Origin of the sequence: uncultured Odoribacter sp., assembly GCF_937966165.1 — a bacterium.
Taxonomy (GTDB): domain Bacteria; phylum Bacteroidota; class Bacteroidia; order Bacteroidales; family Marinifilaceae; genus Culturomica.
The window spans coordinates 41,086-66,845 of record NZ_CALCLB010000036.1 but is presented as its reverse complement, the minus strand read 5'-3'; the positions used below and the strand labels follow the sequence as shown (position 1 = coordinate 66,845).

The 25,760-nt window shown below is 40.0% G+C and carries 16 protein-coding genes; 8 read left to right on the top strand and 8 right to left on the bottom strand.

Annotated features, from left to right (window positions below):
- Positions 1 to 46: 46 nt before the first annotated feature.
- From Q0465_RS13360 to Q0465_RS13350, 3 genes are all read right to left on the bottom strand, one after another.
- On the bottom strand, positions 47 to 1,036 hold the full coding sequence (locus Q0465_RS13360; protein WP_298616865.1) for an EamA family transporter: 990 nt from the start codon (positions 1,034 to 1,036) through the stop codon (positions 47 to 49).
- Between the two features lie 12 nt (positions 1,037 to 1,048).
- On the bottom strand, positions 1,049 to 2,479 hold the full coding sequence (locus tag Q0465_RS13355; RefSeq protein ID WP_298616864.1) for an amino acid permease: 1,431 nt from the start codon (positions 2,477 to 2,479) through the stop codon (positions 1,049 to 1,051).
- A 345-nt stretch (positions 2,480 to 2,824) separates the two neighbouring features.
- A complete protein-coding gene (locus Q0465_RS13350; protein ID WP_298616863.1) occupies positions 2,825 to 4,435 on the bottom strand; it encodes a fumarate hydratase in 1,611 nt (536 codons plus the stop codon).
- A 230-nt stretch (positions 4,436 to 4,665) separates the two neighbouring features.
- On the opposite strand from Q0465_RS13350, the gene Q0465_RS13345 reads away from it, so the two are divergent.
- The 3 genes from Q0465_RS13345 (at position 4,666) to Q0465_RS13335 (ending at position 8,303) form a co-directional block, all read left to right on the top strand.
- On the top strand, positions 4,666 to 5,919 hold the full coding sequence (locus Q0465_RS13345; protein WP_298616862.1) for a M48 family metallopeptidase: 1,254 nt from the start codon (positions 4,666 to 4,668) through the stop codon (positions 5,917 to 5,919).
- A 76-nt stretch (positions 5,920 to 5,995) separates the two neighbouring features.
- Complete coding sequence (locus Q0465_RS13340) at positions 5,996 to 6,976, top strand: glycoside hydrolase family 43 protein (RefSeq protein WP_298616861.1); 981 nt, start codon at positions 5,996 to 5,998, stop codon at positions 6,974 to 6,976.
- Positions 6,977 to 7,076: 100 nt separating this feature from the next.
- Positions 7,077 to 8,303 (top strand): competence/damage-inducible protein A, encoded by a 1,227-nt coding sequence (locus tag Q0465_RS13335; RefSeq protein ID WP_298616860.1) that lies wholly within the window; start codon positions 7,077 to 7,079, stop codon positions 8,301 to 8,303.
- A 167-nt stretch (positions 8,304 to 8,470) separates the two neighbouring features.
- Here Q0465_RS13335 and Q0465_RS13330 read toward each other — a convergent pair whose 3' ends face one another.
- Complete coding sequence (locus Q0465_RS13330; RefSeq protein ID WP_298616859.1) at positions 8,471 to 9,088, bottom strand: HdeD family acid-resistance protein; 618 nt, start codon at positions 9,086 to 9,088, stop codon at positions 8,471 to 8,473.
- 318 nt (positions 9,089 to 9,406) lie between these two features.
- On the opposite strand from Q0465_RS13330, the gene Q0465_RS13325 reads away from it, so the two are divergent.
- Positions 9,407 to 11,182, top strand: a complete 1,776-nt coding sequence (locus Q0465_RS13325) for an ATP-binding protein (protein WP_367274313.1) — start codon at positions 9,407 to 9,409, stop codon at positions 11,180 to 11,182.
- Positions 11,183 to 11,191: 9 nt separating this feature from the next.
- On the top strand, positions 11,192 to 13,177 hold the full coding sequence (locus Q0465_RS13320) for a histidine kinase dimerization/phospho-acceptor domain-containing protein (protein ID WP_298616857.1): 1,986 nt from the start codon (positions 11,192 to 11,194) through the stop codon (positions 13,175 to 13,177).
- 52 nt (positions 13,178 to 13,229) lie between these two features.
- Here Q0465_RS13320 and htpG read toward each other — a convergent pair whose 3' ends face one another.
- A complete protein-coding gene (htpG, locus tag Q0465_RS13315) occupies positions 13,230 to 15,281 on the bottom strand; it encodes a molecular chaperone HtpG (protein ID WP_298616856.1) in 2,052 nt (683 codons plus the stop codon).
- A 401-nt stretch (positions 15,282 to 15,682) separates the two neighbouring features.
- Between htpG and Q0465_RS13310 the strand changes: the two genes are divergently transcribed.
- A complete protein-coding gene (locus Q0465_RS13310) occupies positions 15,683 to 16,600 on the top strand; it encodes a YitT family protein (RefSeq protein WP_298616855.1) in 918 nt (305 codons plus the stop codon).
- 264 nt (positions 16,601 to 16,864) lie between these two features.
- On the opposite strand, the gene Q0465_RS13305 is transcribed toward Q0465_RS13310, so the two are convergent.
- The 3 genes from Q0465_RS13305 to gluP all read right to left on the bottom strand — a co-directional run bounded on the left by Q0465_RS13305 (position 16,865) and on the right by gluP (position 20,051).
- Complete coding sequence (locus Q0465_RS13305; protein WP_298616854.1) at positions 16,865 to 17,506, bottom strand: carbohydrate-binding family 9-like protein; 642 nt, start codon at positions 17,504 to 17,506, stop codon at positions 16,865 to 16,867.
- Positions 17,507 to 17,661: 155 nt separating this feature from the next.
- Complete coding sequence (locus tag Q0465_RS13300) at positions 17,662 to 18,762, bottom strand: phosphotransferase enzyme family protein (protein WP_298616853.1); 1,101 nt, start codon at positions 18,760 to 18,762, stop codon at positions 17,662 to 17,664.
- A gap of 83 nt (positions 18,763 to 18,845) precedes the next feature.
- Positions 18,846 to 20,051 carry a glucose/galactose MFS transporter gene (gluP, locus tag Q0465_RS13295; RefSeq protein ID WP_298616852.1) on the bottom strand — a complete coding sequence of 402 codons (1,206 nt, stop codon included), beginning with the start codon at positions 20,049 to 20,051 and terminating at the stop codon, positions 18,846 to 18,848.
- A gap of 250 nt (positions 20,052 to 20,301) precedes the next feature.
- On the opposite strand from gluP, the gene Q0465_RS13290 reads away from it, so the two are divergent.
- Together Q0465_RS13290 and Q0465_RS13285 are read left to right on the top strand one after the other, a co-directional pair.
- Positions 20,302 to 21,537, top strand: a complete 1,236-nt coding sequence (locus Q0465_RS13290; protein ID WP_298616851.1) for a mechanosensitive ion channel domain-containing protein — start codon at positions 20,302 to 20,304, stop codon at positions 21,535 to 21,537.
- 168 nt (positions 21,538 to 21,705) lie between these two features.
- The gene (locus tag Q0465_RS13285) at positions 21,706 to 25,743 is read left to right on the top strand and encodes a hybrid sensor histidine kinase/response regulator transcription factor (protein WP_298616850.1); all 4,038 of its coding nucleotides are present in this window, start codon (positions 21,706 to 21,708) and stop codon (positions 25,741 to 25,743) included.
- Positions 25,744 to 25,760 lie beyond the last annotated feature (17 nt).

Below are 25,760 nucleotides of genomic sequence, written 5' to 3'. Positions count from 1 at the left end.
ACGGTTAATCATTTGAATGCTTAAACATTTACACATTACATTGGCCTTACTCTGTAATAAAACTTTTGGAACGGGCATTGATAGTAGCTTTGGTGGGCATAACCAGTATGAGGACTGAGCCGAAGAGAATAAATCCGCCCAGCAAATAATCTTTTATATCTAATTCCGGTTTCATAGCTGTATAGAAACCGGCTGCGATTAACTCGAAACTATAAGTCAGAGCCGGTTGAAAGACGCGGAAAGCCATGAACGTTTCGGATTTTGTCCATTTCAATGTAGCATAAAAAAAATAGACGGAAGCTGCATTGATAAAAAATCCGGCAATACAAGCGCTGATAATCGTAGCCGGGTTGAGTACTTCCGATAGATCGGGTAAATAATTCAGGAAAGAGAGAATGTCCGGTAGTTTCGTACCTATAACAAATTTCAGGGCTGCTATAAAAAAGAAAAAAATGATTAAGGCTAATCCTCCGATAAACATGGTATAGCCGGATATACCGCATTTCTGGCGGACAGTTGTCTCCGGGCTTTTCAGAGTAGTTTCTTCCACTACAATCGTACGGATACAACTGGCAGTAGCCGCAATCAATAAGAGTATGACAGCCGGTATGCGGACCGTCTGGGGAAGGGAATAAATAAAGAGGATAAAACCGCCCAGGATGACAAATATACCCCAATAATCTCCCCGGTGCGGGACTCTTTTGAAGAACAAATAGGCTAAAAGGTATGAAATGACTACTTCTATGTTGATGAGAATACTGGTTTCCGTCGTAGTAATATAGAGATAAGTGGAGATCATAAAAAAGCTCTTTGTCATTTGCATACCGGTATAAAGCCAGGAATAGCGTACTCCGGTTTTCCAGTTTTCAGGACTTACTTGCTGCCGGATGATTAAGAGGGCGGTTCCGGCTGAAAAAATCAGGAAAGAGGTAAAGACGATAACGTTCATATCGAATTTCAGTACGCAGAAGCGGTTGACTACTCCTAAAAGCGACCATACGATGACTGTTCCTAAAGCGTATGCTGATCCTTTCATAAATCCTTTATTTTACTTGAAACTTAAAAATTTCCATTCTATTAAAAGAGAAAAAAGTAAGGCTGCAATCATGAGGCCTATGACATAGCGGTCGGTTACTTTAAAGATGGGAATGCCTGCTTTACGGTCGTTCCAATGAGTAATTTCATAAAAAAGAATTCCGATTATATAAACTCCGGAAGATAGTAATAAGAGGTGGATGTTCCCGGCATAAATTACCCAAAGGCAATACAATACGGCAGCTGTTCCGGTAATAATAGCCAGTTGCCTGGAAATATTTTTGTTTTCATAAATTTCTTTATGCAATCCGGATTTCACCATAAACATAGCGCTGAAAATATAAGTGGGGAGAATTAATATTCCGGAGATATCGATACTGAGCAAGTAAAAATTGTGGGCTTTAACAGCCAGAAACAAAAATAATTGAATAAAACCGGAAGTAATGAGCAGGGAACCGACAGGAGCTTTTTTCCGGTTTGTTCTGGCAAACCAAGAAGGTAATACCCGGTCGCGCGCTGCCTGAGCCGGTAACTCTGCTGCAATAATTGTACCTACCAGCCAAGCCCCTGCTACGGATAGGATAACGCTGAGGTTGACGAATACCCGGGCCCATTCTCCTATGCCTTTTCCTAAAATCTGTGCTAACGAGGGATCGTTTAATCCGGCTAACTGGGCTTGAGGCATAAAGCCGAAAGAGAGAATGCAAATGGCTATATTCAGGAACAAACAGATTAAATAACCGATCACGGTTGCCTTTCCTACATCCGATTGTCGTATCGCGCGGGAGGAAACGACTACGGCCCCCTCTATTCCCATGAAAAAAAAGAGTGTCGTTAACATTGTACTGTTGATCTGATCTGAAAGGGGGCCCAGATGACTTTCTTTCCCCCAGAAATCAAAACGCATCAAAGAATAATCAGCAAAGCTGAATAAGAGGACAATAATTAATAACAGGGATGAAAATTTAATGATAGTAGAGATCGTATTAATGGTAGCTGCCAGCTTCATTCCCCGGGCTACGATAAAGGTAAAAAGCCAGGTAAAAGTGGAACAGAAAATTAATGTCGGCCAGCTATGCTTTAAGAGAACAGGGAAGAACAGTCCGAAAGCATCATTCAGCATGATGGCGAATACCGCATTTCCGATTGCGCTACCCATCCAGTAACCCCAGGCGATATTGAAACCGGCGTATTCTCCGAATCCGGTACGGGTATAAGAATAAATACCGTTAGAAAGATCCGGGCGGACAGCGATCAGGGTTTTAAAGGTAAGTGCAATGGCCAGAATACCTGTGCCTGAAATAATCCAGGAAATCGCGATGGCTCCCAGACTGGCCTGGTGAGCCAGGACCTTAGCGATATTGAAAATTCCGCCCCCGATAATACCACCGACCACAATGGCAATCAGTCCGATCAGGCCTAATTTTGTTTGCTGTTGCTTCATGTGCCATTGTACGCAGTTTGGTAAAGATTTGTTTAATAGAGTCGATAGATTATAAATAGAAGTCTGAGGAGAGCATAATATGTCCTCAAAAATTTGAATATTAGGGCTGTTTTTTAATGGGTTACCGGATTATGGGCCTGAACAGAAACGGGTTGAAGGAAGGGATATTCCGGCTTGATGCTTTCATCCGGGGCGGGGATTTGCGAAATGAATGAAAATTTTCCGCCGATTAACGGAACAAAGAGCCCCAGACCTGTCCGTCCGGACCGAAATTCCGTTAATCAGCGGTTATTTGTTAAACTTTAACCGGGCACAAGGTGTACTTGATGATTTCCGTTCAATTCTTTAATGTGCCCATTCGGCAAAAAAGTCATTTCCTTTATCGTCTACAATAATGAAAGCCGGGAAATTTTCTACACGTATTTTACGTACTGCTTCCATGCCGAGTTCTTCGAAATCAACGACTTCTACAGATTTAATGCTGTTCTTGGCTAAAATTGCTGCAGGACCGCCGATAGAGCCCAGGTAAAAACCTCCGTGCTTTTGACAGGCATCTGTAACGGCCTGGGAACGGTTTCCTTTGGCCACCATAATCATTGAACCTCCCAAAGACTGGAATAAGTCGACATAAGGATCCATACGTCCGGCAGTAGTAGGTCCGAAACTACCGGAAGGCATTCCTTGCGGGGTTTTAGCCGGACCGGCATAATAAACCGGGTGTTTTTTGAAATATTCCGGCATCGGTTTACCTTCGTCTATCATTTGTTTAATGCGGGCGTGAGCAATGTCACGGGCGACAATTAAGGTTCCGGAAAGATTCAAACGGGTTTTTACCGGGTATTTCGTTAATTCTTTCAATATATTTTCCATGGGCTGGTCCAGGTCGATATTCACTGCCGGTGCCAAAACCGGAGATTCTGCCGGTAAGAAACGGGCCGGATTTTTTTCTAGTTGTTCCAGGAAAATACCTTCTTCTGTAATTTTGGCTTTGATATTCCGGTCTGCGCTGCAACTTACTCCTATCCCAACCGGACAGGAAGCTGCATGCCGCGGTAAGCGGATGACCCGGACGTCGTGTACCCAATATTTTCCACCGAATTGGGCACCTATGCCTTTTTCCTGACAAATTTTCAGGATTTTTTCTTCCCATTCCAGATCCCGGAAAGCGCGGCCACCTTCATTTCCGGATGTGGGGAGGTGGTCATAATAACCTGCAGAAGCTTTTTTGACTGTAGCTAAGCAAGCTTCCGCAGAAGTTCCTCCGATGACAACTGCCAGATGGTAGGGAGGGCAGGCAGAAGTTCCTAAATCCAACACTTTCTGGGAGATGAATCTGGTGAGGGTCTCTTCGTTCAATAAAGCCTTCGTTTGTTGGTATAAAAATGTTTTATTGGCTGAACCTCCTCCTTTGGTCATAAATAAAAATTTATAAGTATTCCCTTGGGTGGCATACAGATCAATTTGGGCCGGTAAATTCGTACCAGTGTTTTTCTCTTCTGTCATGCTGAAAGGAACGACCTGGGAGTATCGGAGGTTCCGGTCACGGTAAGTTTCAAACACTCCTTTACTGATAGCTTCGGCATCATTATAGCCGGTATAGACATCCTGTCCTTTCATTCCGATACAGATAGCCGTACCTGTATCCTGGCAGGTAGGTAATTGTCCTTCTGCCGATACGACCTGATTCAGTAGTAAAGTATGTGCTACGAATTTATCATTATCGCTGGCTTCAGGATCTTTTAAAATATCGGCAACTTTTTGTAAATGAGAGGCCCGGAGGTAAAAAGAAACATCTGCATAAGCTTCGCGGGCTAATAACTCCAAACCTTCCTGTTCTATTTTCAAGATTTTACGTCCGTCACATTCTACCGTTTTGACATACTCTTTCGTTAAGAGACGATACGCTGTTGTATCTTTTTCAATTGGAAACGGTTCCTGATATTTAAATTCTGCCATGATGTAATGGGTTTATTAAGTTATAAATAGTACAATACCAACTTGATTAATTTGGCAACGAAATTAAGATTAATAAGTGAAAATGACTAAAATTTTTAGAGAAAAATTTCTCTAATTAAGAATTCGCTAGAAAGGTTTCTCAGCTGGGATTTTTTGAGTATAATTTTCCTATATTTGTTTGTTTTTCTGAAAAAAAGAAAATTTGGTATTTTTGTATTATAGGCAAATAAATGGATAGCGGAGTTATTTTTTGGAGCATTATTGTATTTTTAAGTGCCGGTTTCCTTCTGGAAAGGTTACTGGACGGACTGAACATGCGTTGTATGTCTTCCCATTTACCGGAGAGCCTGAAAGGAATTTATGATGAAAAAGAGTATGAACGTTTTCAAAATTACAAAAGGGAGACCAATCGGTTTAATTGTATCTGTTCTGCTTTTTCTTTTATCGTGCTGATTGTATTTTTAAGTGTGGGTGGATTTGGTTGGTATAATGCGTGGATTGTGGGGATAACGGATAATCTGATTCTGCAGACGCTGTTATTTATGCTCGGGTTATTGGTAGCTTCTACCTTAGCAGAGATGCCTTTTGATTGGTATGCGACTTTCCGGATAGAGGAAAAATTTGGTTTTAATAAAACGACTTTAAAAACGTGGGGATCGGATACTTTAAAAAGTTTATTGCTTTCTGTATTTATCGGAGGAATTATTTTAACTGTTGTGGTGTGGTTTTATAAGATAACTGGAATTTATTTTTGGTACTATGCCTGGGCTATCATCAGTTTATTTTCACTGTTTATGGCTTTATTTTACTCCCGTTTGATTGTTCCGCTTTTTAATAAGCAGTTTCCTTTGGAATCCGGAAATTTGAGGGATAAAATTGAAACATTAGCGCAAAAAACAGGTTTTAAATTGAAAAATATTTATGTAATAGACGGTTCCAGACGATCTACAAAGGCAAATGCTTATTTTACGGGTTTCGGACCGGAAAAGAGGGTAGTGTTGTATGATACTTTACTAAAAGATCTGACAGAAGAGGAAATTGTGGCTGTTTTGGCTCATGAAATCGGTCATTACCGGAAGCATCACACCTTGCAGTTTATGTTGGCTTCCCTCCTGCAAACGGGAATACTGTTGTGGTTATTTTCTTTATTGGTAAATGAGCCGGCTTTATCGGAAGCATTGGGAGGGGAACGGGTTTATTTTCAGTTGGGATTAGTTGCTTTTGTCCTGCTTTATACTCCGCTTAGTATTGTCACTGGCTTAGGGATGAATGCCTGGTCAAGGAAAAACGAATATGAGGCGGATGCTTTTGCTGCGGAGCAGGGAAAAGGGGAAGAGCTGATTGCCGGTCTGAAGAAAATATCCGTAAAGGCGTTGAGTAATCTTACTCCTCACCCGTGGTACGAATTTGTTTATTATTCGCATCCTTCTTTATTAAAGAGAATTGCAGGTATTGAGGGACAAAAACGGATAAATAAAGCCTGAACATCAGATTTGTGAAGATAGGGATATTAAAAAGGCAGAAAGAAGGAAAAAGTAACGTTCTAAAACGAATTATTCAATGAAAATAGCGGTTTTTACTTTATTGTGTATATTCATTATACTGGTATCCGGGTGTAAAGGGAAGTCTTTCCCTCGGAAGACTATGTCTGGAAATCCGATTTTTGAAGGATGGTATGCAGATCCTCATGCTGTCATATACGGAGATACCTATTGGGTCTATCCCACCTACTCGGCTCCATATAAAGAGCAGACATTTTTGGATTGTTTTTCTTCCAAGGATTTAATTAACTGGACGAAACATTCTCATATATTGGACACTGCAGCCGTAAAATGGGCGAAAAAATGTTTATGGGCACCGGCGGCTATAGAAAAGGAGGGAAAATACTATCTTTTTTTCGGGGCCAATGATGTGCATGAAGGAGAGGTCGGGGGGATAGGAATAGCTGTTGCAGATTGTCCGGAGGGCCCTTATAAAGATTTATTGGGCAGGCCTTTGATCAACGAAATCGTAAATGGGGCTCAGCCTATCGATCAGTTTGTATATGAAGAAGGAGGCGATTATTATATGTATTATGGGGGATGGGGACATTGTAACGTGGTGAAACTGAAAAAGGATTTTAGTGGATTGGAATGTTTTAAAGACGGTTCTTTCTACAAGGAGATTACTCCTCAGGGGTATGTAGAAGGTTCGTTTATGTTTAAAAAAGACGGAAAATATTATTTTATGTGGTCGGAAGGAGGATGGACCGGACCGGATTACTGTGTTGCTTATGCTATAGCGCAGTCGCCTTTCGGGCCTTTTCAGCGTATAGGAAAAATTTTGCAGCAGGATGATCGTGTGGCTACAGGGGCCGGACATCATTCTGTCGTAAATGTGCCGGAAACGGATCAATGGTATATATTTTATCACCGTCATCCGGTCGGGGACCGGAATGGAAACCACCGGGAAACTTGCATAGACAAGTTGGAATTTGATAAAAACGGATATATAAAACCGGTAAAAATAACGTTTGAAGGAGTAGACAGACAAAAAATATGAGGGGATTTTTTCTTCGTTTTTGTTTATAACTTTGAGGAAGGAAAGAAAAAAAGAGATAAAAAATGTTGTAGTTTTGCCGGAGGTTCAAATTTTATTTTATATGAATGCAATTATAATTACGATTGGAGATGAAATATTATTAGGGCAGATATTGGATACAAATTCCCGTTATATTGCGGAGCATCTGGCCGGAATAGGGGCAGAAGTAAAAGAGGTGCTTACCGTAGGGGATAAACAGGATGAAATATACCGTACTGTGGATTATGCAATGGGGGGGGCTGAGCTCGTTATCGTAACGGGGGGACTGGGTCCGACAAAAGACGATATGACCAAAAAAGTACTGGCAGAATATTTTGGTTCCAAATTAGTGTTGAATTCTCAAGCGATGGGTTGGTTAGAGGAGTTATTGAGAGGGAGAGGAATTGCATTGAATGAAAATAACAGAAATCAGGCCGTTTTACCTGATAATTGCCGGATATTAAAGAACGAGAAAGGGACGGCTTGCGGAATGTGGTTTGAAAGAGGATGGAAATCCCTGATTTCTTTGCCGGGGGTTCCTTTTGAAATGGAACATTTAATGGAAAGTGCGGTATTGCCGGAATTGAAAAAGCGTTATCCGAATCTGCAATTGGAATACCGGATGCTAAAGGTATACGATATTCCGGAATCCGAATTAGCTGAACGTTTGGACAAATGGGAAGATTCTTTACCCGAAGGTCTGGGATTGGCATATTTACCTTCTCCGGGTTTGGTAAAATTGCGCCTTACAGCGAAAGGCAAAGCTGTTTTTAAATTGGAAGAATATTATACGACTTTAAAAGCGGAATTGTCAGGGCTGCATTATATGGAGGGGGAAGGAGAGACCGTCGAAAAACAGTTTGGGGAATTATGTCTTCGTAAACAGATAAGTGTCGTTACTGCTGAAAGTTGTACGGGGGGATATATAGCTCATCTTATTACCTCTGTGCCCGGGAGTTCTGCTTATTTTAAGGGAAGCGTAGTGGCCTATGCCAATGAGGTAAAAGAGGATGTATTAGGCGTACGGGCTACGGATATAAAAGAGTGGGGAGCTGTGAGTGAAACTGTGGTGTGTCAGATGGCAGAGGGAGTAAGGCAGCTTATGCAAGCCGACTATGCCGTGGCGACTTCCGGTGTTGCCGGACCGGATGGGGGAACAGCCGAAAAACCGGTTGGTACGGTTTGGATAGCAGTAGCTACTCCTCAAAAGACAATTGCCCGAAAATTTATCTTTTCTTTTACCCGCGAACGGAATATTGCCAAAGCTGCTGTAAAAGCTTTGGAAATGTTAATGGAGAATATCGAATAAAAAGCCTCTGGGAACAGGAAGCAGTAGATCAGGGATCGGATTTTCACTGATCAGGGATGAATGCCGCCTTATAAAATCTGGTATCGGAATTTTTAACTGTCGAAGCGTTAGTTGTTTCCGGCAGAGGTTTCATCCGTAATCAGCAAAAACAGTTCATCTGAAAATATTTATTTAATTTCTTCGTAATCGGCGTCTTCAATGATTTCTCCGCCCATTTTGTGTTGTTGTTCTGTAGCCTGTGCTTTTTTACGCAGTTTATTGATCCGGTATTGACTGATCAGATCTGTGATTCCATAAAATATGGCTGTGGCTCCTAAAATAATAATGACATACTCTGCACTGCCCCAGGGTTTGAAAATGACGATCAGTCCGGCTAACAGAATGATAATCGGATAAAAGTAATTTACGGCTGAAATCGGACCGAATTGACGGGCGGCAGAAAGGGTGGCCAATTGGGCAATGGCCGCCAGAATCAGAATACAGCCTAAGATTACCATTAATACCGTGGTAAAGAAAAGGGGGATAGATACCAACAATATACCTAAAATAATACTTCCGATGCCGTTTAATGAAAGAAGGCCGTCTGTACGCTGAGCCGCTTGTTGTTGGCGGTAAGAAGTGATAAAGGCCATGATACCGGTCAATAGAAACAGTGCCCCGATTACAATGACAATTGATTTTAAAGCTACATCTGGCCATATAATCAGAATTACACCAATGATGATCGATATCAAAGCACGGTATACTGCATTTCTGTAAGTTGTTTTACTGTAAATAATTTTCATATCTTTTTCTATAAACTTTCATTCAAATTAATTTAACGAAAGTAACTAATTTTTGTTAGACTATTGCAATTTCTGAATGAAAAGCTTTGAAATGATGCAGAATAATCTTTCAGTATTCTTTTGTTAATAATATTTTTTATTTAAATATACTGAAGGAGTTTGAAAATTGGAAGAAAAAGAATAAAGATTAACTTTGTACAATAAATATGGGGTAAGGATTAAAAACCGATGAGGAGATTCTTTTTACATATAGTTTTCTGTGTGTGTGGCTTATGGCTTATAAATCCGGCGTACGCTAATGAAAAGCGGAAACTGGTTGTGACGGAAAACGTCTTACCTGAAAAAATCATTCTTGCTTTCCGGAATAGTCTGGGTTTTGCTTCTTTACCCGAAGAAATGGAACGGCAGATAAATGTGGACAGTCTGCTGTCTGTTTTGGAAATAGAAAAGCGCTACGATTCTTATTTTAAATTGAGAAGAATTGCTATTAAATCGAAGGCTTTGCGGGGAGAAACCCGGGTGGCCATAGCGGAGAGCGACCGGATGTATTCGAAAGCAAAGGCATTAAATGATTCTTTAGGACAGGCGCTGGCTTTAAATGTTATCGGAGAGGTGTACGCTTTGACGAGGAGGGACAAAGAGGCGGGAGATGCTTATAAAAAAGCTCTGGAACTTTTTGGTTCTTTAAAGATGGATGAAGTGCTGGTAAAGATATTATTAATAGAACTTGCTGAATACCACCTTCGCATGGATGAACCGGAGAAAGCAGAACAATATATGGAACGTCTGAATAAGATGCCTCTTACGGCTTCTTCGGAAACGGAACAGACGATCCGGTATATTTTTAATGCTTACTGTAAAATATTCAGGAAAGATACTTTAGCAACCCGTCAATATTTAGATAAGGCAGCTGCTTTGTCTGCTACTATGCAACCGGCTGTCTTACGGCATTTCTTTATCGTTCAGGCAATGTATTTAGCTGAAACGGGCAGACCGGAAGAAGCTTTGGAAATGTACGAACGTTTTTTTAAAACCAAAGATGCCTATATTAATCACGCTTTGCATGTAATTGCCATGAAAAATAAGGCGTCATTGTATTGGGAGATGGGACGTAAAGAGGAAGCTTACAAGCAGTATAATGCTATTTATGCTTACATAAAATCATCTTTCGAAAAGAATTATCCCAAGGAGATCGACCAGCTGACAACTCGTTTTCAGGCCGAACAATTGACTTATCAGAATGAAAGGAACAGGCATTTATCCATGCGTTATTATACGGTCGGAATTATATTGTGCGTAGTGTTATTACTGGTTTTTTCTTTTCTGAGTTGGAAGAAAATATTCCGGTTGAGGCAATCAAAGCTGAATCTGGAAGCAATGAAATGGAAAGCGGAAAAGGCCATTAAAAGGAAGAATCTGTTTTTGTCGAATATGAGCCATGAAGTGCGTACTCCTTTAAATGCAATTGTCGGGTTTTCGGGTTTATTGGCTTCGGAGGATATGGAACTGGACGATGAATCTCTTCCGGAGTATTGTGAAATAATCAAGGTAAATTCTCAGCAGCTCTTGAATTTGGTAAATGATATCCTGGATTTTTCAGATTTTGAAGGAGAAAATATAAAGTTTACTATCCGGGAATGCGACGCCGTGAAAATCTGTAGAGAAGTAGTAGAAACTATACGGGCTTCCTATCAAATGTGTGTGGAATTGCATTTTGTGACAGAATTGTCCGCATTAGTCATTGATACAGATGATGCCCGGCTCAGGCAGGTTCTGATTAATTTACTGGTTAATGCTACAAAATTTACGAAAGAGGGCTCCATTGTCCTGAAGCTGGAGGTGAGTCCGGAAGACAGCGGTATGGCTCTTTTTTCGGTGACGGACACAGGTTGTGGTATTCCTCTTGAAAAGCAAAAATTGATTTTTGAGCGTTTTGAAAAACTAAATGATTTTGTACAGGGAAGCGGACTGGGACTTTCCATTTGTCAGTTGATTGTAAAACATATAAAGGGCAGGCTTTGGGTAGATCCGGATTACACTCAGGGAGCGCGTTTTTATTTTACACATCCTTTTAAATACAAGTCTTCTATATAAGCATTGCGAATGAAAAAAGTTCTCTTACTGATTTATATTTCTGTTATGCCTCTTGTTTTGTTGTTTGCAGAAGAGAGGAAAGAGGACATGCATTATCGGGATAGTATTCTGAAGGTTGTGGATTTATTGCCTGCAGACAGTGCCCGTTTGACTTATTTGGAAAGGGTGGCTTACTGTCACCAATATCCGCCTTTGGATCAGATTTTTGCCGTTGCTCTATGGGAAGAAAGTATCCGTCAGGGAAATATTTATTATGAAAATCTGGGAGCCTATTATATAGCGGCTTGTTTTGATAAACGGCATGATCCGGACAGTTTGTCGTATTGGGTGGATAAATTGGAAGAATTGGTGCCTCAGGTGGGTACTTACGATTATTATCTGGAGCAAAAGGCAGCCTTTAGCCGGGCACAGGCCTCCAAGCGGAAGATAGAGAAAGCTGTTTTTACGGCTAAGAATGTTTTGGAGGATGCAAAACGTTATCATAGCCATAACGGGGAGATTGCGGCATATAACAGTTTGGCCTGTTCCTATTCAGTTTCGAGCCGTCCCCAGGAAGCCTTGAAAATGTTATTCGAAGCCCATAAGCGTTTTACGGAACAGACAAAAATGAGTTTGCGGGTAGATGTATTGTCCCGGATCGCGGGAATATATGGGAATATTGGAAAGGATAGTTTAAAGATGCCCTATTTACAAGAAATGACAGACGCTTTGCAAGAGGCGATGACGAAAGAACCGGAAGCAGAGAAAAATTGGATCAATATGGCTATTGATTGTCAGGTAAAATACATTATGCATTTTTTGAACCGCTCCGATTTCCGGGAGGCTCAGAAGCATATTGAAAGGGCAAAAGCACTTTTAGCTCCTCATGTGGATCCTGTTTTTTGGTTGAATGTACAGCTGATGCAATTGCAATATTTTTACAGGACCAAAGAATATGATAAAAGTATTGCTTTAGTAGATGAGGTAACTCCCATTGTCTTGAAAAATTATGTGGCTACTTTCGGGATGCTGATAAGTTATAAAGCTAGGATTCAGCGGGAGAAGGGGGATATAGACGGAGCGGTTACCACACTCCGTTACCTGGTTCACGCACAGGATTCTTTAAATAATGCTTTTTCTGCCAGCCAGTTGGAGCAGGTAAAAGAGGTTTACCATATAGACGAACTGCTACTGGAAAAACAGAAGATCAGCAATATGAATCTGATCCGGATATTGAGTATTTCGGCAATTCTTTTTGTCTTAATTTTTCTCTTTTACATTTATACCCGTTCTCTTTCCCGGAGAATTGTACAGTCGGAGAAAGCGGCTGCGGAAGCTACTGCCCGTTCGGAGTCTAATAACCGGGCTAAAGAACGGCTGCGCACGGAAATCAGTCATGATATTCGGATTTCATTGAATGCTGTTGTCGGATTTTCAGAACTATTAATGGAACCGGATAGTTGCCCCGATAAAGAAAGTAAATTAGAATACGGGAAAATTATACAGGAAAATGCAGAGCAATTACTGGACTATGTAAACAATATCCTGGAACTTTCCCGTTTAGAGTCTGGTAAGATCACGTATAAAGAGGAAAATTGCGACCTCCTGGAGATGTGCAGGGAGGCTATGGAGATGGCGTTGCAATATGAGAAGAATATAGTTAAACCCTCTTTGCAGACTACGATTGACGATTTATCGATAACGACGGACCGGAGAAGTTTTATCGCTTTGCTTCGGAGTTTTCTTGTTTTTAAGAGTGAAAATAATCCGGGAATTTTTCAGACGGTGATCCATATCGGGCAAAATGAAGCCGGAACAATGCTCTTATTCCGTGTGGTGAACACGCCTTTGGCCAAGGAATTCCAGGGGAACAGGACGACTTTGGTCCGTAACGAGATCAACGCCCATCTGATCCATTATTTTGGGGGTACCTATGAGGTTTGTCCGCCTCATACAGAAGCTTTTACTATACTTTTTACTTATCCTGTTTTTAAAGAGGATAAAGATAAAAAGTAACAAAAAAGCCGCCAAAATTGTTTTGACGGCTTTGGGAAGTTAAATGGAATTATTATTTGATCAGGTCTACACTTCTTTTTACAAATTTGTTAAGTGCTTCTCCTTTAAGAAGACCGTTTGCTAAAAGTGCCAGGTCAATCAATTGTCCTACAATTTTGTTTTCTTTGCCGTATTCTTGCAACAAAGTTTCTTTTTGTTGACGCATATTGTCAATTTTTTCGTTATATTCTTTCAGCCGGTCTTTGTCGACCTGGGGAATCTCATCTTCTTTTTTATCCTTATTCAGCTCATTTAGTTCTGTCTTTTTCCCTTCCATTTCCTTGATTTCGAAATTGAGGGGTTCCAGTTTGGCATTCATGGATTTCTTTTCGTCAGCGAGTACATCCTTTACCAATTTATGGTCTGTATTGACGACAAGCGTATATTGATCTCCCATTGCTCCGTAAAAACCCATACCCGGATTTAAAGCAGCCATTTCTTTCATACGGCGCATAAATTCTGAGCGGGTAACCACTACCGGATCACTGTCTTCCCCTAAGGCTTCGAAGTTAACTAAGAACATACCGTTCTCTTTGGGTAATTGAGATGAAAATACCGGACGGAGTTCATTTTGTTCCTCTTCACTCAGGTCTGATTGGCGGGCATCTTCTTTCGGGATTAATTTTTCCACTACATCGGAATCTACCCTCAAATATTTATGATCTGAATTTTTCTGTTCCAGATGGTTAATAAAATGAGTATCCAGTTGTCCGTCCATTAATAAGACATCATATCCTTTTGCCTTTGCCTTTTCGATATAACTGTATTGTTCAGTGGCATCAGTGGCATATAGACAAACGATATTTTTATCTTTATCCGTTTGATTGGCTTTAATCAGATTGTCGTATTCTTCAAAGGTAAAATATTTTCCATCGGTATTTTTCAACAGGTAAATGTCTTTTGCTCTTTCTGCAAATTTTTCATCTGTCAGCATGCCGTATTGAATAAATATTTTTAAATCATCCCATTTTTTCTCGTATTCCTCCCGGTTATTTTTGAAAATATCGCTTAGGCTATCGGCTACTTTCTTCGTGATGTGATTGGAGATTTTCTTAACATTCCGGTCGCTTTGCAAATAAGAGCGGGATACATTTAACGGAATATCCGGCGAATCGATAACTCCGTGTAAAAGAGTCAGGTACTCAGGTACAATTCCTTCTACCGAATCCGTAACATATACCTGATTACTGTATAGTTGGATCTTGTTCTTCTGTATTTCGAATTTATTATTGATTTTGGGGAAATACAGTATACCTGTCAAATTAAACGGATAATCTACATTTAAGTGAATGTGAAAGAGGGGATCTTCAGCCATCGGATATAACTGATGATAAAATCTGAGGTAGTCTTCTTCTTTCAGATCGGAAGGTTTACGGGTCCAGGCCGGGTTGACGTCATTGATCACATTGTCTTCCTCTGTGTCAACATATTTTCCGTCTTTCCATTCTTTCTTTTTTCCAAAAATAATTTCAACCGGAAGGAATTTGCAATATTTATTTAATAATTCATTGATTTTATTGTCTTCCAAAAATTCTTTATCGTCGGCATTCAGATACATGATAATATCCGTACCTCTTTCTGCTTTATCAATATCGTCTAAGGTATATTCCGGATCCCCGCTACAAGTCCATTTTACAGCCTGGGCTCCTTCTTTATAGGATTTTGTAACGATTTCCACCTTATCGCTGACCATAAAAGCAGAATAAAAACCTAATCCGAAATGACCGATTATGGTGGCTGCGTCATCTTTATGCTTTTCCAGGAATTCTTCTGCTCCGGAAAAAGCAATTTGATTGATATATTTCTCTACTTCTTCCCGGGTCATTCCGATACCATTATCCGAAACAGTCAATGTTCCTGCCTCTTTGTCAGCTTTTACCCGGATTTTTAAATCCCCTAATTCTTCTTTTACTTCTCCTGTAGAAGCTAATACTTTTAATTTCTGGGTGGCATCTACTGCATTTGAAACGATTTCCCTCAAAAAGATATCATGGTCAGAATAAAGGAATTTTTTGATAATCGGGAATAAGTCCTTCGTTGAAACACCTATTTTTCCTGTTGTCATAACATTTATATTTTATATGATTAATTATATCCTGAAATTTACGCTTTTCTATAGACAATTGTTATGCCAGAACCGGAAAACTGACAGGATGACAGTGGAAATGTTTTTATGTTCATGACGTAAAAAAGGAAAAGGATTGACAGTACTTCGTCTCTGATTACGACCCGTCTTCCGTCGCGCTGAAGAATAAACCTGCAGTCCGGATCAATCCCCTGATCCGGAACGGCTGTTCCGTTAATCAGCGGAGCATTAATCTGCTTCCGGAGAAAGCATTTGTCTCGGAATAAACATTTCCATACTTATCCGCTTCCCCTGATATAAATCATGTTTTTTTCTGGGTGCCGGGAGTATATTTGAAAGATAAAAACAAATGGTCTTTTATTTTAAATAATTTTATAAAAATGAATGCGTTAAATCCTGCTTTTTATAAAGAGAAAATTTTTTCTGCGGCTTGGTTTCGTACCTATGGTTTATTGGTAATTGGTTCTTTTGTATTAGCCATGGGTTATACTTTTTTTATGACTCCTTATAAAATTGTGCCGGGTGGAATTTATGGTATTGCTACCATTTTTCATTATAAACTGGGTTTTCCCATTGGTATGGCAGCTTTGTGTTTTAATTTGCCTTTGAGTTTGTGGGGAGTGAAAGTTTTAGGTAAGCAATTCGGATTGAAGACATTTATCTGTTTTATCCTGGTTGCCGTTTTTGCTGATGGGGTTCCGTTTTTATTAGAGAGGTGCGGACATCCCCATCCGTACGATCCTTTCCAACTTCAGGATGAAGTATTATTGGCCAGTATCTTTGGAGGTGTTATCATTGGAATCGGAGTTGGTTTAATATTGAAAACCCGTTCTTCCAGTGGGGGGACGGATGTGTTTACTTCCATACTGAGTAAACTGACCCATAAACCTATCGGGATGCTTCAGATGATTGTAGACTCTTCCATTGTATTGTGTGGCTTATTGGTTTTTCAGGACTGGAAAATCCCTTTCTATTCCTGGTTGACTATTTTCCTGATGGGGAAAGTAATTGATATTGTTATGCAGGGGTATTCAAGTGATAAGACTTTTTTTATTGTAACGGATAAAATAGAAGAGATCCGCCAGTATATTCTGGTAGAATTACATAGGGGCGGGTCTATAATGCCCGTAAAAGGAATGTTTAACCGTACGGAGAAAGAGATGATTATGACTGTCGTTAGCCGGCGGGAAATGGTCACTCTTCAACGGGCTATTTACAAAATAGATCCCCAGGCTTTTACTACCATTCTGAATGCTCAGGAGATTCTGGGACTCGGTTTTAAACGGATAGAAGAGTGAAAATGTTTAAGCGTATAAATGTTTCTGGAGGAGGATGGATGTTTCTGGGGAAATAGGATTAACGCTTCGCTGTTTAACGGAACTGTTATTCCCGATTAAGGGATTCATACAGACCGCAGGTTCATTTGTCAGCGAGTTGTAAGAAAAGCCTTAATCAAGTACAAAGTACCGTTAATCCCTTCGATATCATCACTTATTAAACATTTTCACATTTGAATTCTCAGACATTCTGTCAATTCGGAAAAGGAAGAGGTGAAAATTTTTTTATTGAAATTCGATATCTGTAAAGAACTGGGGGACATGGAAATTGGGTTGAGGGGAATCGATCGGGTACCAGGATAAAAAATGAGGTTCTGAGAGGTGGTCTCCGCATTTATACACATTTGCTTTGGCCTGTAAGCCGGAGAGCCAGCTGATATTGTGTTTAAAGAGTAGCGTTGCCGGTAGGGAGACGAGGAGAGACCAGCGGTTATGGCCGTTCTTTTCTTCAAAATTTTCAGTTCCCAAAGTTGAATAACGTTGTATAGACTTCATCAGTAAGGGAGAGGCGTGTAAGGCAGCAGCTCCTTTTTCCCGGTAACCGACTAAAGCTTTTCCGATACAATTGAATTCGCAATTATAATATCCTCTCTCGTCCGGGGCAATGAAGAACTCTACGCAGGAATCCGTCCATACAGGTCCGTTGTCTTTATTTACTTTGGCTAGTGTATATTTTTCTGCTACGTCAAAACGAATAAAAATTTCTCTATCGTTGTGGGCTATACGGAACCGGACCTGAGGAGAGTATGGATATTGCTCCGGCCAGTTATTGCAAATTACAGGCTGGGCAGGAATTTCTTCCAAAAGGCTATAGGCTTCTTGTAAACAATCACAACGTAAATCAGAATTTTTTTTTACTTGAAACATAACTGATAATAAATGTTATAACTGAATTTTTAAAAAGCTATCCGGAATGTTTACTCTTTATGTAAAAACTGTAGGTTTATCTTGTAACAAACTGTCCTGTCAGGTATACCTGCCGTTTACCGGAAGAATAAACTTTCCGGATGCCCGGATGGAATTTATTTATATTTTGCAATTTCTTCTTTTACAATGGAACACATCTGTTCATATTGAGCTTCCATACTTTGTAAAAGCTTATGTTGTGCTCTGGCCCGAACCAGATTGTGTACCTGATTTTTGACTTTATAATACTTATCTCCGTCGATATAGTCCATTAAGAAACGAAGCACCTGTTCGTAAGTAATGTATTTGGCGGAAAAGGCCAGATAATCAATTTCGGCGGGATTGAGGAAGGAAGCTGTTTCGGATAGATAACCTTGTGTATAGCCCCGGAAAATGTCCAGATTCATGGCTACATTATCCAGATTTTCGTCATCTTCTAAACCTGTATTGGTATAGGAGCGCATGGCATCTCCATAGTCGTTCAGGCAAGTGCTACTCAATACAGTATCCAGATCGATCACACAGAGTACATTACCTTGTTTATCGAACAAAATATTATTGATTTTGGTGTCATTATGAGTTACCCGGGTAGGGATGGTTCCGTTTTCCACTAATTCCCAGAAATGCAGCATTTCTTCCCGCCGGCGTTCTATCCATTGGATTTCACTGGGGACGGTTGCTTTCCGTCCCACAGGATCTTTGGCTAATACCTGGTCCCATTGCTGAAAGCGGAAACGTATATTATGGAATCCCGGAAGAATGTCGGTTAAAGGTTCTGTAAAATCGGATAACATCGCTTGAAATTTTCCGATACCTTTACCTCCCTGATAGGCGAGTTCTGGAGTGTCGGCTTTCTGGTATGCAATTGTATCCCCGATGAACACACATACGGCCCAGTATTCCCCGTCTTCATCCTGATAGTATAATTTCCCGTCTTTTGTCGGAGTGACAGTCAAAGCTTCCCGCATCGGATCACCTCCCTGAGCAATGATTTTCTTTTTCAGATGAGTGGTTACCCGCTGAATATTTTCCATCATTGCCGGAATGTTCTGAAAAATGTTCTTGTTTTTGCGTTGTAGGATGTAATTCGGAGCAGTCGCTTCTGCTGTGGTAATCATTAAGGTATCGTTGATAAAGCCTTCTCCTAAAGGCTTAACCGTTAAAATTGTTCCTTCCAGCTGAAATTGGCTGCAAATACTGTTCAGTCTATTTTCCATAATATTTTAATACAATTTATAATTTAAAGTAACATTCGTATTTTGCCTTGCGCGTGCAGCAAAACACGAATGTGTACTACTGTTTATTTGGTTCTAATCTTATGTCCGACTAATGCATAATACAGAATATAAATAAAACAAGGCAAACAAATCCAATAGGCATTTTGCATGCCGTGATTATCTGTCAGAAAACCCAGTAAAGGTAATATAATTACCGGTCCTGCCATCGCCATAATAAGCAAAGAAGAACCGGCTTTGGTAAATTTTCCCAAATCAGCCATAGCCAGCGGCCATAATGCCGGCCACATCAAAGAGCATCCCAGAGCAATCAGGAAAATAAACCAGATGGATAGGCTGTCGGGTACGAGTACAACCAGTAAGGAGCCGAGAATGGCAATCACTGAACATATTTTCAAAGCTGTAGCCTGGTTCAGATAACGGGGGATTAAGACAATCCCGCAAATATAACCGATTACTAAGCCAATAGGTGCAATCCAGGCATAAAGATCTGCATACGGCAGATTTAAATAGGTTGCGTAGTCTACCAGTGTGCTCAGTGCAACTGTCTCTGCTCCAACATAGAAAAATAGAGCCAGACAACCTAAAAGTAAATGAGGAAACTGGAAGATAGAAGTTTTGTGAGCTGCATAAGGACAGGCATCGGCATTGTCTTCATCTTCCCCAACGGCTTTTACTTCCGGAAGGGGTGCCAATAAGGAAATGATTCCCAGTAAAATAAATACCCCTATAATGATATAGAAAGGGATAAATAAATCGGCAATTACCGTATCTTTTATGTTTTTGCCGATAATCCAGGTTAAAAAGAGAGGAGCTACGGGCCAGGCCAGTTTATTGCAAATCCCCATAATACTAATCCGTTTGGCTGCACTTTCCAGAGGGCCTAAAATCGTTACGTAAGGATTGACGGAAGCCTGAAGATAAGCATTGGCTGTTCCACTGATGAAACAAGCCAGCAGAAACAACGGAAAACTTTCCTGAAAAGCAGCCGGAATAAAAAGTCCGAAAGCGATGGCAAACATCAAAAAAGATAAAGCCATGGTTCGTTTATACCCAATTGCTTTAATCGTCATTGAAGCCGGATAACCGAATATCAGAAAGGGTAAAAAGGTTACGGCTACAATAAAATACGATACTCCGGAAGAAATTTCCAGAGAACCTTTCAATACCGGAATGAGATAGGAATTAATCCCAAGTGCAAATCCTATCGCAAAAAACATCATGCCGACGAATGCTAACGGCATAGTGTAGTTTTTCTTTTCATGTGTCATTAGGTTAAATTGTTAGTTGATTAATAAGACAATAAGACGCGCAATTACTTATTTAAAAAGTTATTTCTTTTTAAACGACGTAAAAATAATAAAAATAATGACTTTGTAAAATATTTTATTTAAAAATAGCAATAAGTAAAAAACTCCTCAATATTTTACAGCTTCAGAAGTCAATTCCGGCGATAGGTTCGGAGTTTCACTAACAAATCTTACCTTTTCCCGTATAAATTTTCATTAAAAGATAAAATTTATGGATAAAAAAGGATGGTTGGATTTTTTGGGAATTTCGGTACACAATCCTCACACAGAAGTCATTCTGAATATTGTATTGCAATCTATTGTAGTAGCACTGATCGCTGCATTGATTTATTTTGTGATCAATAAGTGGCTGTCTTTGCTGATCTGGAAAATCATGGGAAAAACCAAAAGTTCGTGGCATGATATTATATATAAACAGCGTTTTTTTAACAAACTATCCTACTTGATTCCACCCCTGGCTACTTATATTATATTGGAGAATATACCCTGGAGTAAAATTTATATTCTGCAACGATTGGTCGATATTTGGATGGTTGTAGTGAGTATGCTTATATTCAATAATTTATTGAATACAATTAATAAAATTTACGAGAGTTATCCGATATCCAAAAATCGTCCTATCCGGGTATTTATTCAGGTATTAAAGACTTTTATTTATACCGTAGTCATCGTTGTGGTCATCAGTATTATGGTCAATAAATCCCCGGAGCACCTGATTGTTGGGCTAGGAGCTTTTGCTGCTGTATTGATGTTAATATTTAAGGATTCTATTCTGGGGTTTGTTGCCGGGGTACAATTATTAGCCAATAAAATGATCCGGATCGGGGATTGGATTGTTATGGACAGCAATAATGCAAACGGAGAAGTTCTGGAGATTAATTTGTATACTGTAAAAGTACAGAACTGGGATATGACGATTTCTACTATTCCCACTTACCAATTGGTATCTCAATCTTTCATTAACTGGAGAGGAATGCAGGAATCTAACGGACGGCGGATTGAACGATATATCAGTATAGATATCAGTACGGTACATTTTTTGTCCCGGGAAGAAATAGAAGGTTTTCAGGCTTCGGTTTATTTGAAAGATTACATTGAAAAAATGCTCTCTACATTAGAAAATATGAACAAAGATAAAGAGACGATTTTCGATGAAAGGAAACTGACAAATTTGGGTATATTCCGGGAATATATGGAGTTCTGGCTGGAAGCCAATCCCGATATCAATAATGATATGACACATATGGTCAGACAATTACAACCCACTGCAGTAGGTATACCTATCGAGATTTACTGTTTTTCCCTAAAACAGGAATGGGTAGCTTATGAAAAAGTCCAGTCCGATATTTTTGACCACATCTTAGCGGTGGTGCCTCATTTTAATCTCAAGATTTTTCAGTATCCTGCGGAAATGTTTGTAGCGGGAGAAACCGTTATGCATTCGTAATGCAGGAATAAATGCCGGAAAATCAACAGTATTAAGGCAGTAACCGCTTCTTTCTGCCGATTTTAACTCTGTTAAACTGTTATTTCCAAACTTGAATGTTTGCAAACAAATATTGTATGTGTTATATTTGTTGAAGAATAACAGTTATTTAGAAATATTTACGATATTATGAATAAGGGATTAAAAAGCCCTCTTTTTGTTTATGCGAAAATAGTATTATGGTGTTATTTTGCGTGGATAGGGAGTGTGGCAGAAGCTTGGGGGATAACAGATGATAAAAGATATTATCTGCGAAATTTGAGTATTAAGGATGGGCTTTCTCAGAATACAGTGAATACTGTCTTACAGGATCGGCAAGGATTTATGTGGTTTGGTACGAAAGACGGCTTAAATCGTTTTGACGGGCTTTCTTTAAAAATATTCCGGCGGGAATATGGAAATCCCAGGAGTATCGGAAATAACATTATTACGACTTTATATGAGGATAAAACCGGGAATTTATGGGTAGGAACAGATGCTGGCCTCTATATTTATCAGCCGGAGAAAGAGAAGTTCAATCCTTTTGCAATTTCCACCGGTGACGGGATTCGGATAGAGGAGACAGTTACTATGATCGGAAATGATTCTGTGGGACAGATTTGGATAGCAGTGGAAAGACAGGGAATTTTTAAGTATGATCCGGAGGAAGGAATATTGAAAAACTACCCTTTGAACCGGAAAGAAAAGCATCAGGCCAATGTACAGTGTTTTGCTTTTGACGGAAAGGACCGGATGTGGATTGGCTTTTTCGGAGAAGGGTTGTGGTATTCGGAAGATGGATTGAAAACCTTACGCCCTTTCCGAACGGAAGAAAAAGAAAAAATTTTTGCTGAAGATATTGTTTCCCGTATTTTGCCAGGCCCTTATAATTGTTTATATGTTGCTTCGGCCAAGGGAGGATTGAGGGAAATTAACCTTACTTCGGGTAAAGTACGGGATCTGCTTGCCAGAGACGAAAATCGCCAGAATTTATGGGTGAGGGATATATGCCTTTATTCGGATACAGAAATTTGGGTCGGTTCTGAATCCGGGGTTTTTATTTATAATTTGCGTACCAATCGTTATACCCATTTAAAAACTTCGGGGGACAATCCTTATGCGCTTTCGGATAATGCCGTGTATTCTTTTTGTAAAGATAAGGAGGGAGGAATGTGGATCGGCTCTTATTTTGGCGGAGTGGATTATTATCCCGTACCGTATACTTATTTTGAAAAGTATTATCCCCTTTATTATCAGAATAGCATTCACGGAAAGCGGGTTCGGGAATTTTGTCCGGCTCCGGACGGTTCTATCTGGATTGGAACGGAAGACGGCGGTCTGAATCGTTTTGATCCTGTGACCAGAAAATTCAGTTTTTTTGAGCCAAGCCGGGAATTCCGGAACGTGCATGCTTTGTGTATGGACGGGGAAAATCTCTGGATCGGTACTTTTTCCAAAGGGCTGAAAGTATTGAATACAAAAACGGGTAAAATGAAAAGTTATTCCCAGGGTATTACTCCGAATAGTTTAAATGATAATAATGTTTTTTCCATTTTCAAAACCTCCGCCGGCGATATTTGGTTAGGAACTCTTTTCGGTTTGCTTCAATACAATAAAGGAAAGGATTGTTTTATTCGTATACCGGAATTGGAAGGGAAATTTATTCATGATATTAAAGAAGATTCTCAGGGCAATATATGGCTGGCTACTTATGCAAACGGGGCCTGGAAGTTTGACGTGAAAACTAAAATATGGACCAATTTTTTGCAAAATGAAAAGGATACTGCAAGCCTTCCGTATAATAAGGTATTGAGTATATATGAAGATTCCCGTCGTCAGGTGTGGTTAACGACTCAGGGAGGAGGTTTTTGCCGTTATTGTCCTGAAACCAAAAATTTTGTGCGGTATACCATGCAAAATGGATTACCTAATGATGTCGTATACCAGATCGTGGAGGATCAGGAGGGATATTTTTGGCTGACCACTAACCGGGGATTATTGCGTTTCGACCGGAAGAAAGAGGAATTTAAATCTTTTACCATAGCGAACGGATTACTTTGTAATCAGTTTAATTATCGTTCAGGTTTAAGAATGCCGGACGGGAAAATTTATTTTGGAAGTATAGAAGGATTTATTGTATTTAATCCCCAGAGTTTTCAGGAAAATAAATATATTCCTCCGGTAACCATTACGGATTTTTGGTTATTCAACGACCGGGCAGAAGTGGGAAAGGAAGGTTCCCCCTTGAAAAAGAGTATTATAATTTCAGATACTTTGATATTAAAATCAAACCAGAATTCTTTTTCTTTCCGTATAGCTGCCCTCAGTTATCAAGCTCCGGAAATGAATCAGTTGATGTATCGTCTGGAAGGGTTCGATGCAGAGTGGCAACCTTCCGACCGGGGACCTTTAATTACTTATTCTAACCTGAAACATGGGGATTATGTTTTCCGGGTAAAAGCTTCCAATAGTGATGGCGTTTGGAATAAACAGGAAAGGATATTGTATATTTCTATATTGCCTCCTTTTTATTTATCTGCCGGGGCTTATAGCTTATACATATTGCTGGGGATAGCTTCTGTACTTTATACCATATTTTATTTCAGACGGCGGAATGCACGTCATTACCGGTTACAGGCCGAAAAATTTGAAAGAGAAAAGGAAAGGGAAATTTACCGGGCCAAGATTGACTTTTTTACGAATGTGGCGCATGAAATCCGGACACCTTTAACTTTAATAAAAGGACCGTTGGAAAATATACTTATGAGAAAGGAGATGCAACCGGAAGTAGAAGAAGATTTAAATATTATGAACCGGAATACGGAACGGCTTTTGAATTTGACAAATCAGCTGTTAGATTTCCGGAAAACGGAAGTCAAGGGATTCCGGTTGAATTTTGTGGAACGAAATATTCCGGCATTGGTGCGGGAGACCTGGCAGCGGTTTTTACCGCTGGCAAAACAGAGGCAAATAAATTTTACCCTGGATATGCCGGAGGGTGAATTGACGGCGCATGTAGATCAGGAAGCCTTTACCAAAATGCTCAGTAATTTATTCAGCAATGCTGTAAAATATGCAAAAACTTTTATTATTGTGCGATTGTCTGTCACTCAGGCCGACCAATTCGCTCTGAAAGTAACCAATGACGGGATAGTGGTTCCTCCGGAGGTGAGGGAGGAGATTTTTAAACCCTTTGTTCAGTATCAGGACCGGGAAATCAAAGAGGTGACTGGTGGTTCCGGAATCGGATTGGCATTGGCGCGTTCTTTGGCGGAGTTGCATCAGGGCTCTTTGGCTATGACAGAGGAGACCGACCGGAATGGTTTTCTGTTATTGTTGCCGGTTACTCAAAAGGGAGTGATCCGTTTAAAACCGGATATTCCGGAACCCAAAAAACGGGAACCGGAAACAAAGGAAAAAACAGAGATGAATAAAAATAAACCCATTGTACTGGTGGTAGAAGATGATCCCGATATGTTGATTTTTCTGGAACGTCAATTAACTGCATATTATAATGTATTAAAAGCAACCGATGGAAGAAAGGCACTGGAAACCCTCGATGCCGCTTATGTAAATATTGTCGTCAGTGATGTCGTAATGCCTAACATGGATGGATTTGAACTTTGCCACCGCTTAAAATCGGATGTCAATTACAGTCATATCCCGGTCGTTTTGCTGACAGCTAAAACCAATATGAAGTCGAAAATAGAGGGATTGGAAATGGGAGCGGATGCTTATATCGAAAAACCTTTTTCAGTTGAATTCCTCTATGCTACTATGGCTAACTTGTTGCAAAATCGGGAAAAACTGAGAGAAACATATGCCCGTTCGCCTTTAGTCGCTTCCAATACGATGGCGATGTCGAAAGCCGACGAAGAATTTTTGAAAAAGTTGCATGAAATTATACGGGCTAATTTGCACAATCCGGATTTCGGGATGGATGATGTCGCAGATGCGCTCTATATGAGCCGTTCCAGTTTTTACCGGAAGATCCGCGGTCTATCGGATTTAACTCCGAATGATTATTTGCGGTTAGAGCGATTGAAAAAAGCAGCTGAGCTGTTACAGGAAGGAAAGTATCCGGTAAGTGAAATTTGTTATCTCGCCGGTTTTAATACACCCTCTTATTTTACCAAGTGTTTTTTTAAACAATTTGGAGTGCTACCTAAAGATTTTTCCGGAAAATAAAGGTTTGAGACAAATTT

Bases quoted from the DNA above. Each gene is read 5' to 3' on its own strand.
- Q0465_RS13360 (WP_298616865.1), bottom strand. From the start codon at position 1,036: ATGAAAGGATCAGCATACGCTTTAGGAACAGTCATCGTATGGTCGCTT.
- Q0465_RS13355 (WP_298616864.1), bottom strand. From the start codon at position 2,479: ATGAAGCAACAGCAAACAAAATTAGGCCTGATCGGACTGATTGCCATT.
- Q0465_RS13350 (WP_298616863.1), bottom strand. From the start codon at position 4,435: ATGGCAGAATTTAAATATCAGGAACCGTTTCCAATTGAAAAAGATACA.
- Q0465_RS13345 (WP_298616862.1), top strand. From the start codon at position 4,666: ATGGATAGCGGAGTTATTTTTTGGAGCATTATTGTATTTTTAAGTGCC.
- Q0465_RS13340 (WP_298616861.1), top strand. From the start codon at position 5,996: ATGAAAATAGCGGTTTTTACTTTATTGTGTATATTCATTATACTGGTA.
- Q0465_RS13335 (WP_298616860.1), top strand. From the start codon at position 7,077: ATGAATGCAATTATAATTACGATTGGAGATGAAATATTATTAGGGCAG.
- Q0465_RS13330 (WP_298616859.1), bottom strand. From the start codon at position 9,088: ATGAAAATTATTTACAGTAAAACAACTTACAGAAATGCAGTATACCGT.
- Q0465_RS13320 (WP_298616857.1), top strand. From the start codon at position 11,192: ATGAAAAAAGTTCTCTTACTGATTTATATTTCTGTTATGCCTCTTGTT.
- htpG (WP_298616856.1), bottom strand. From the start codon at position 15,281: ATGACAACAGGAAAAATAGGTGTTTCAACGAAGGACTTATTCCCGATT.
- Q0465_RS13310 (WP_298616855.1), top strand. From the start codon at position 15,683: ATGAATGCGTTAAATCCTGCTTTTTATAAAGAGAAAATTTTTTCTGCG.
- Q0465_RS13305 (WP_298616854.1), bottom strand. From the start codon at position 17,506: ATGTTTCAAGTAAAAAAAAATTCTGATTTACGTTGTGATTGTTTACAA.
- Q0465_RS13300 (WP_298616853.1), bottom strand. From the start codon at position 18,762: ATGGAAAATAGACTGAACAGTATTTGCAGCCAATTTCAGCTGGAAGGA.
- gluP (WP_298616852.1), bottom strand. From the start codon at position 20,051: ATGACACATGAAAAGAAAAACTACACTATGCCGTTAGCATTCGTCGGC.
- Q0465_RS13290 (WP_298616851.1), top strand. From the start codon at position 20,302: ATGGATAAAAAAGGATGGTTGGATTTTTTGGGAATTTCGGTACACAAT.
- Q0465_RS13285 (WP_298616850.1), top strand. From the start codon at position 21,706: ATGAATAAGGGATTAAAAAGCCCTCTTTTTGTTTATGCGAAAATAGTA.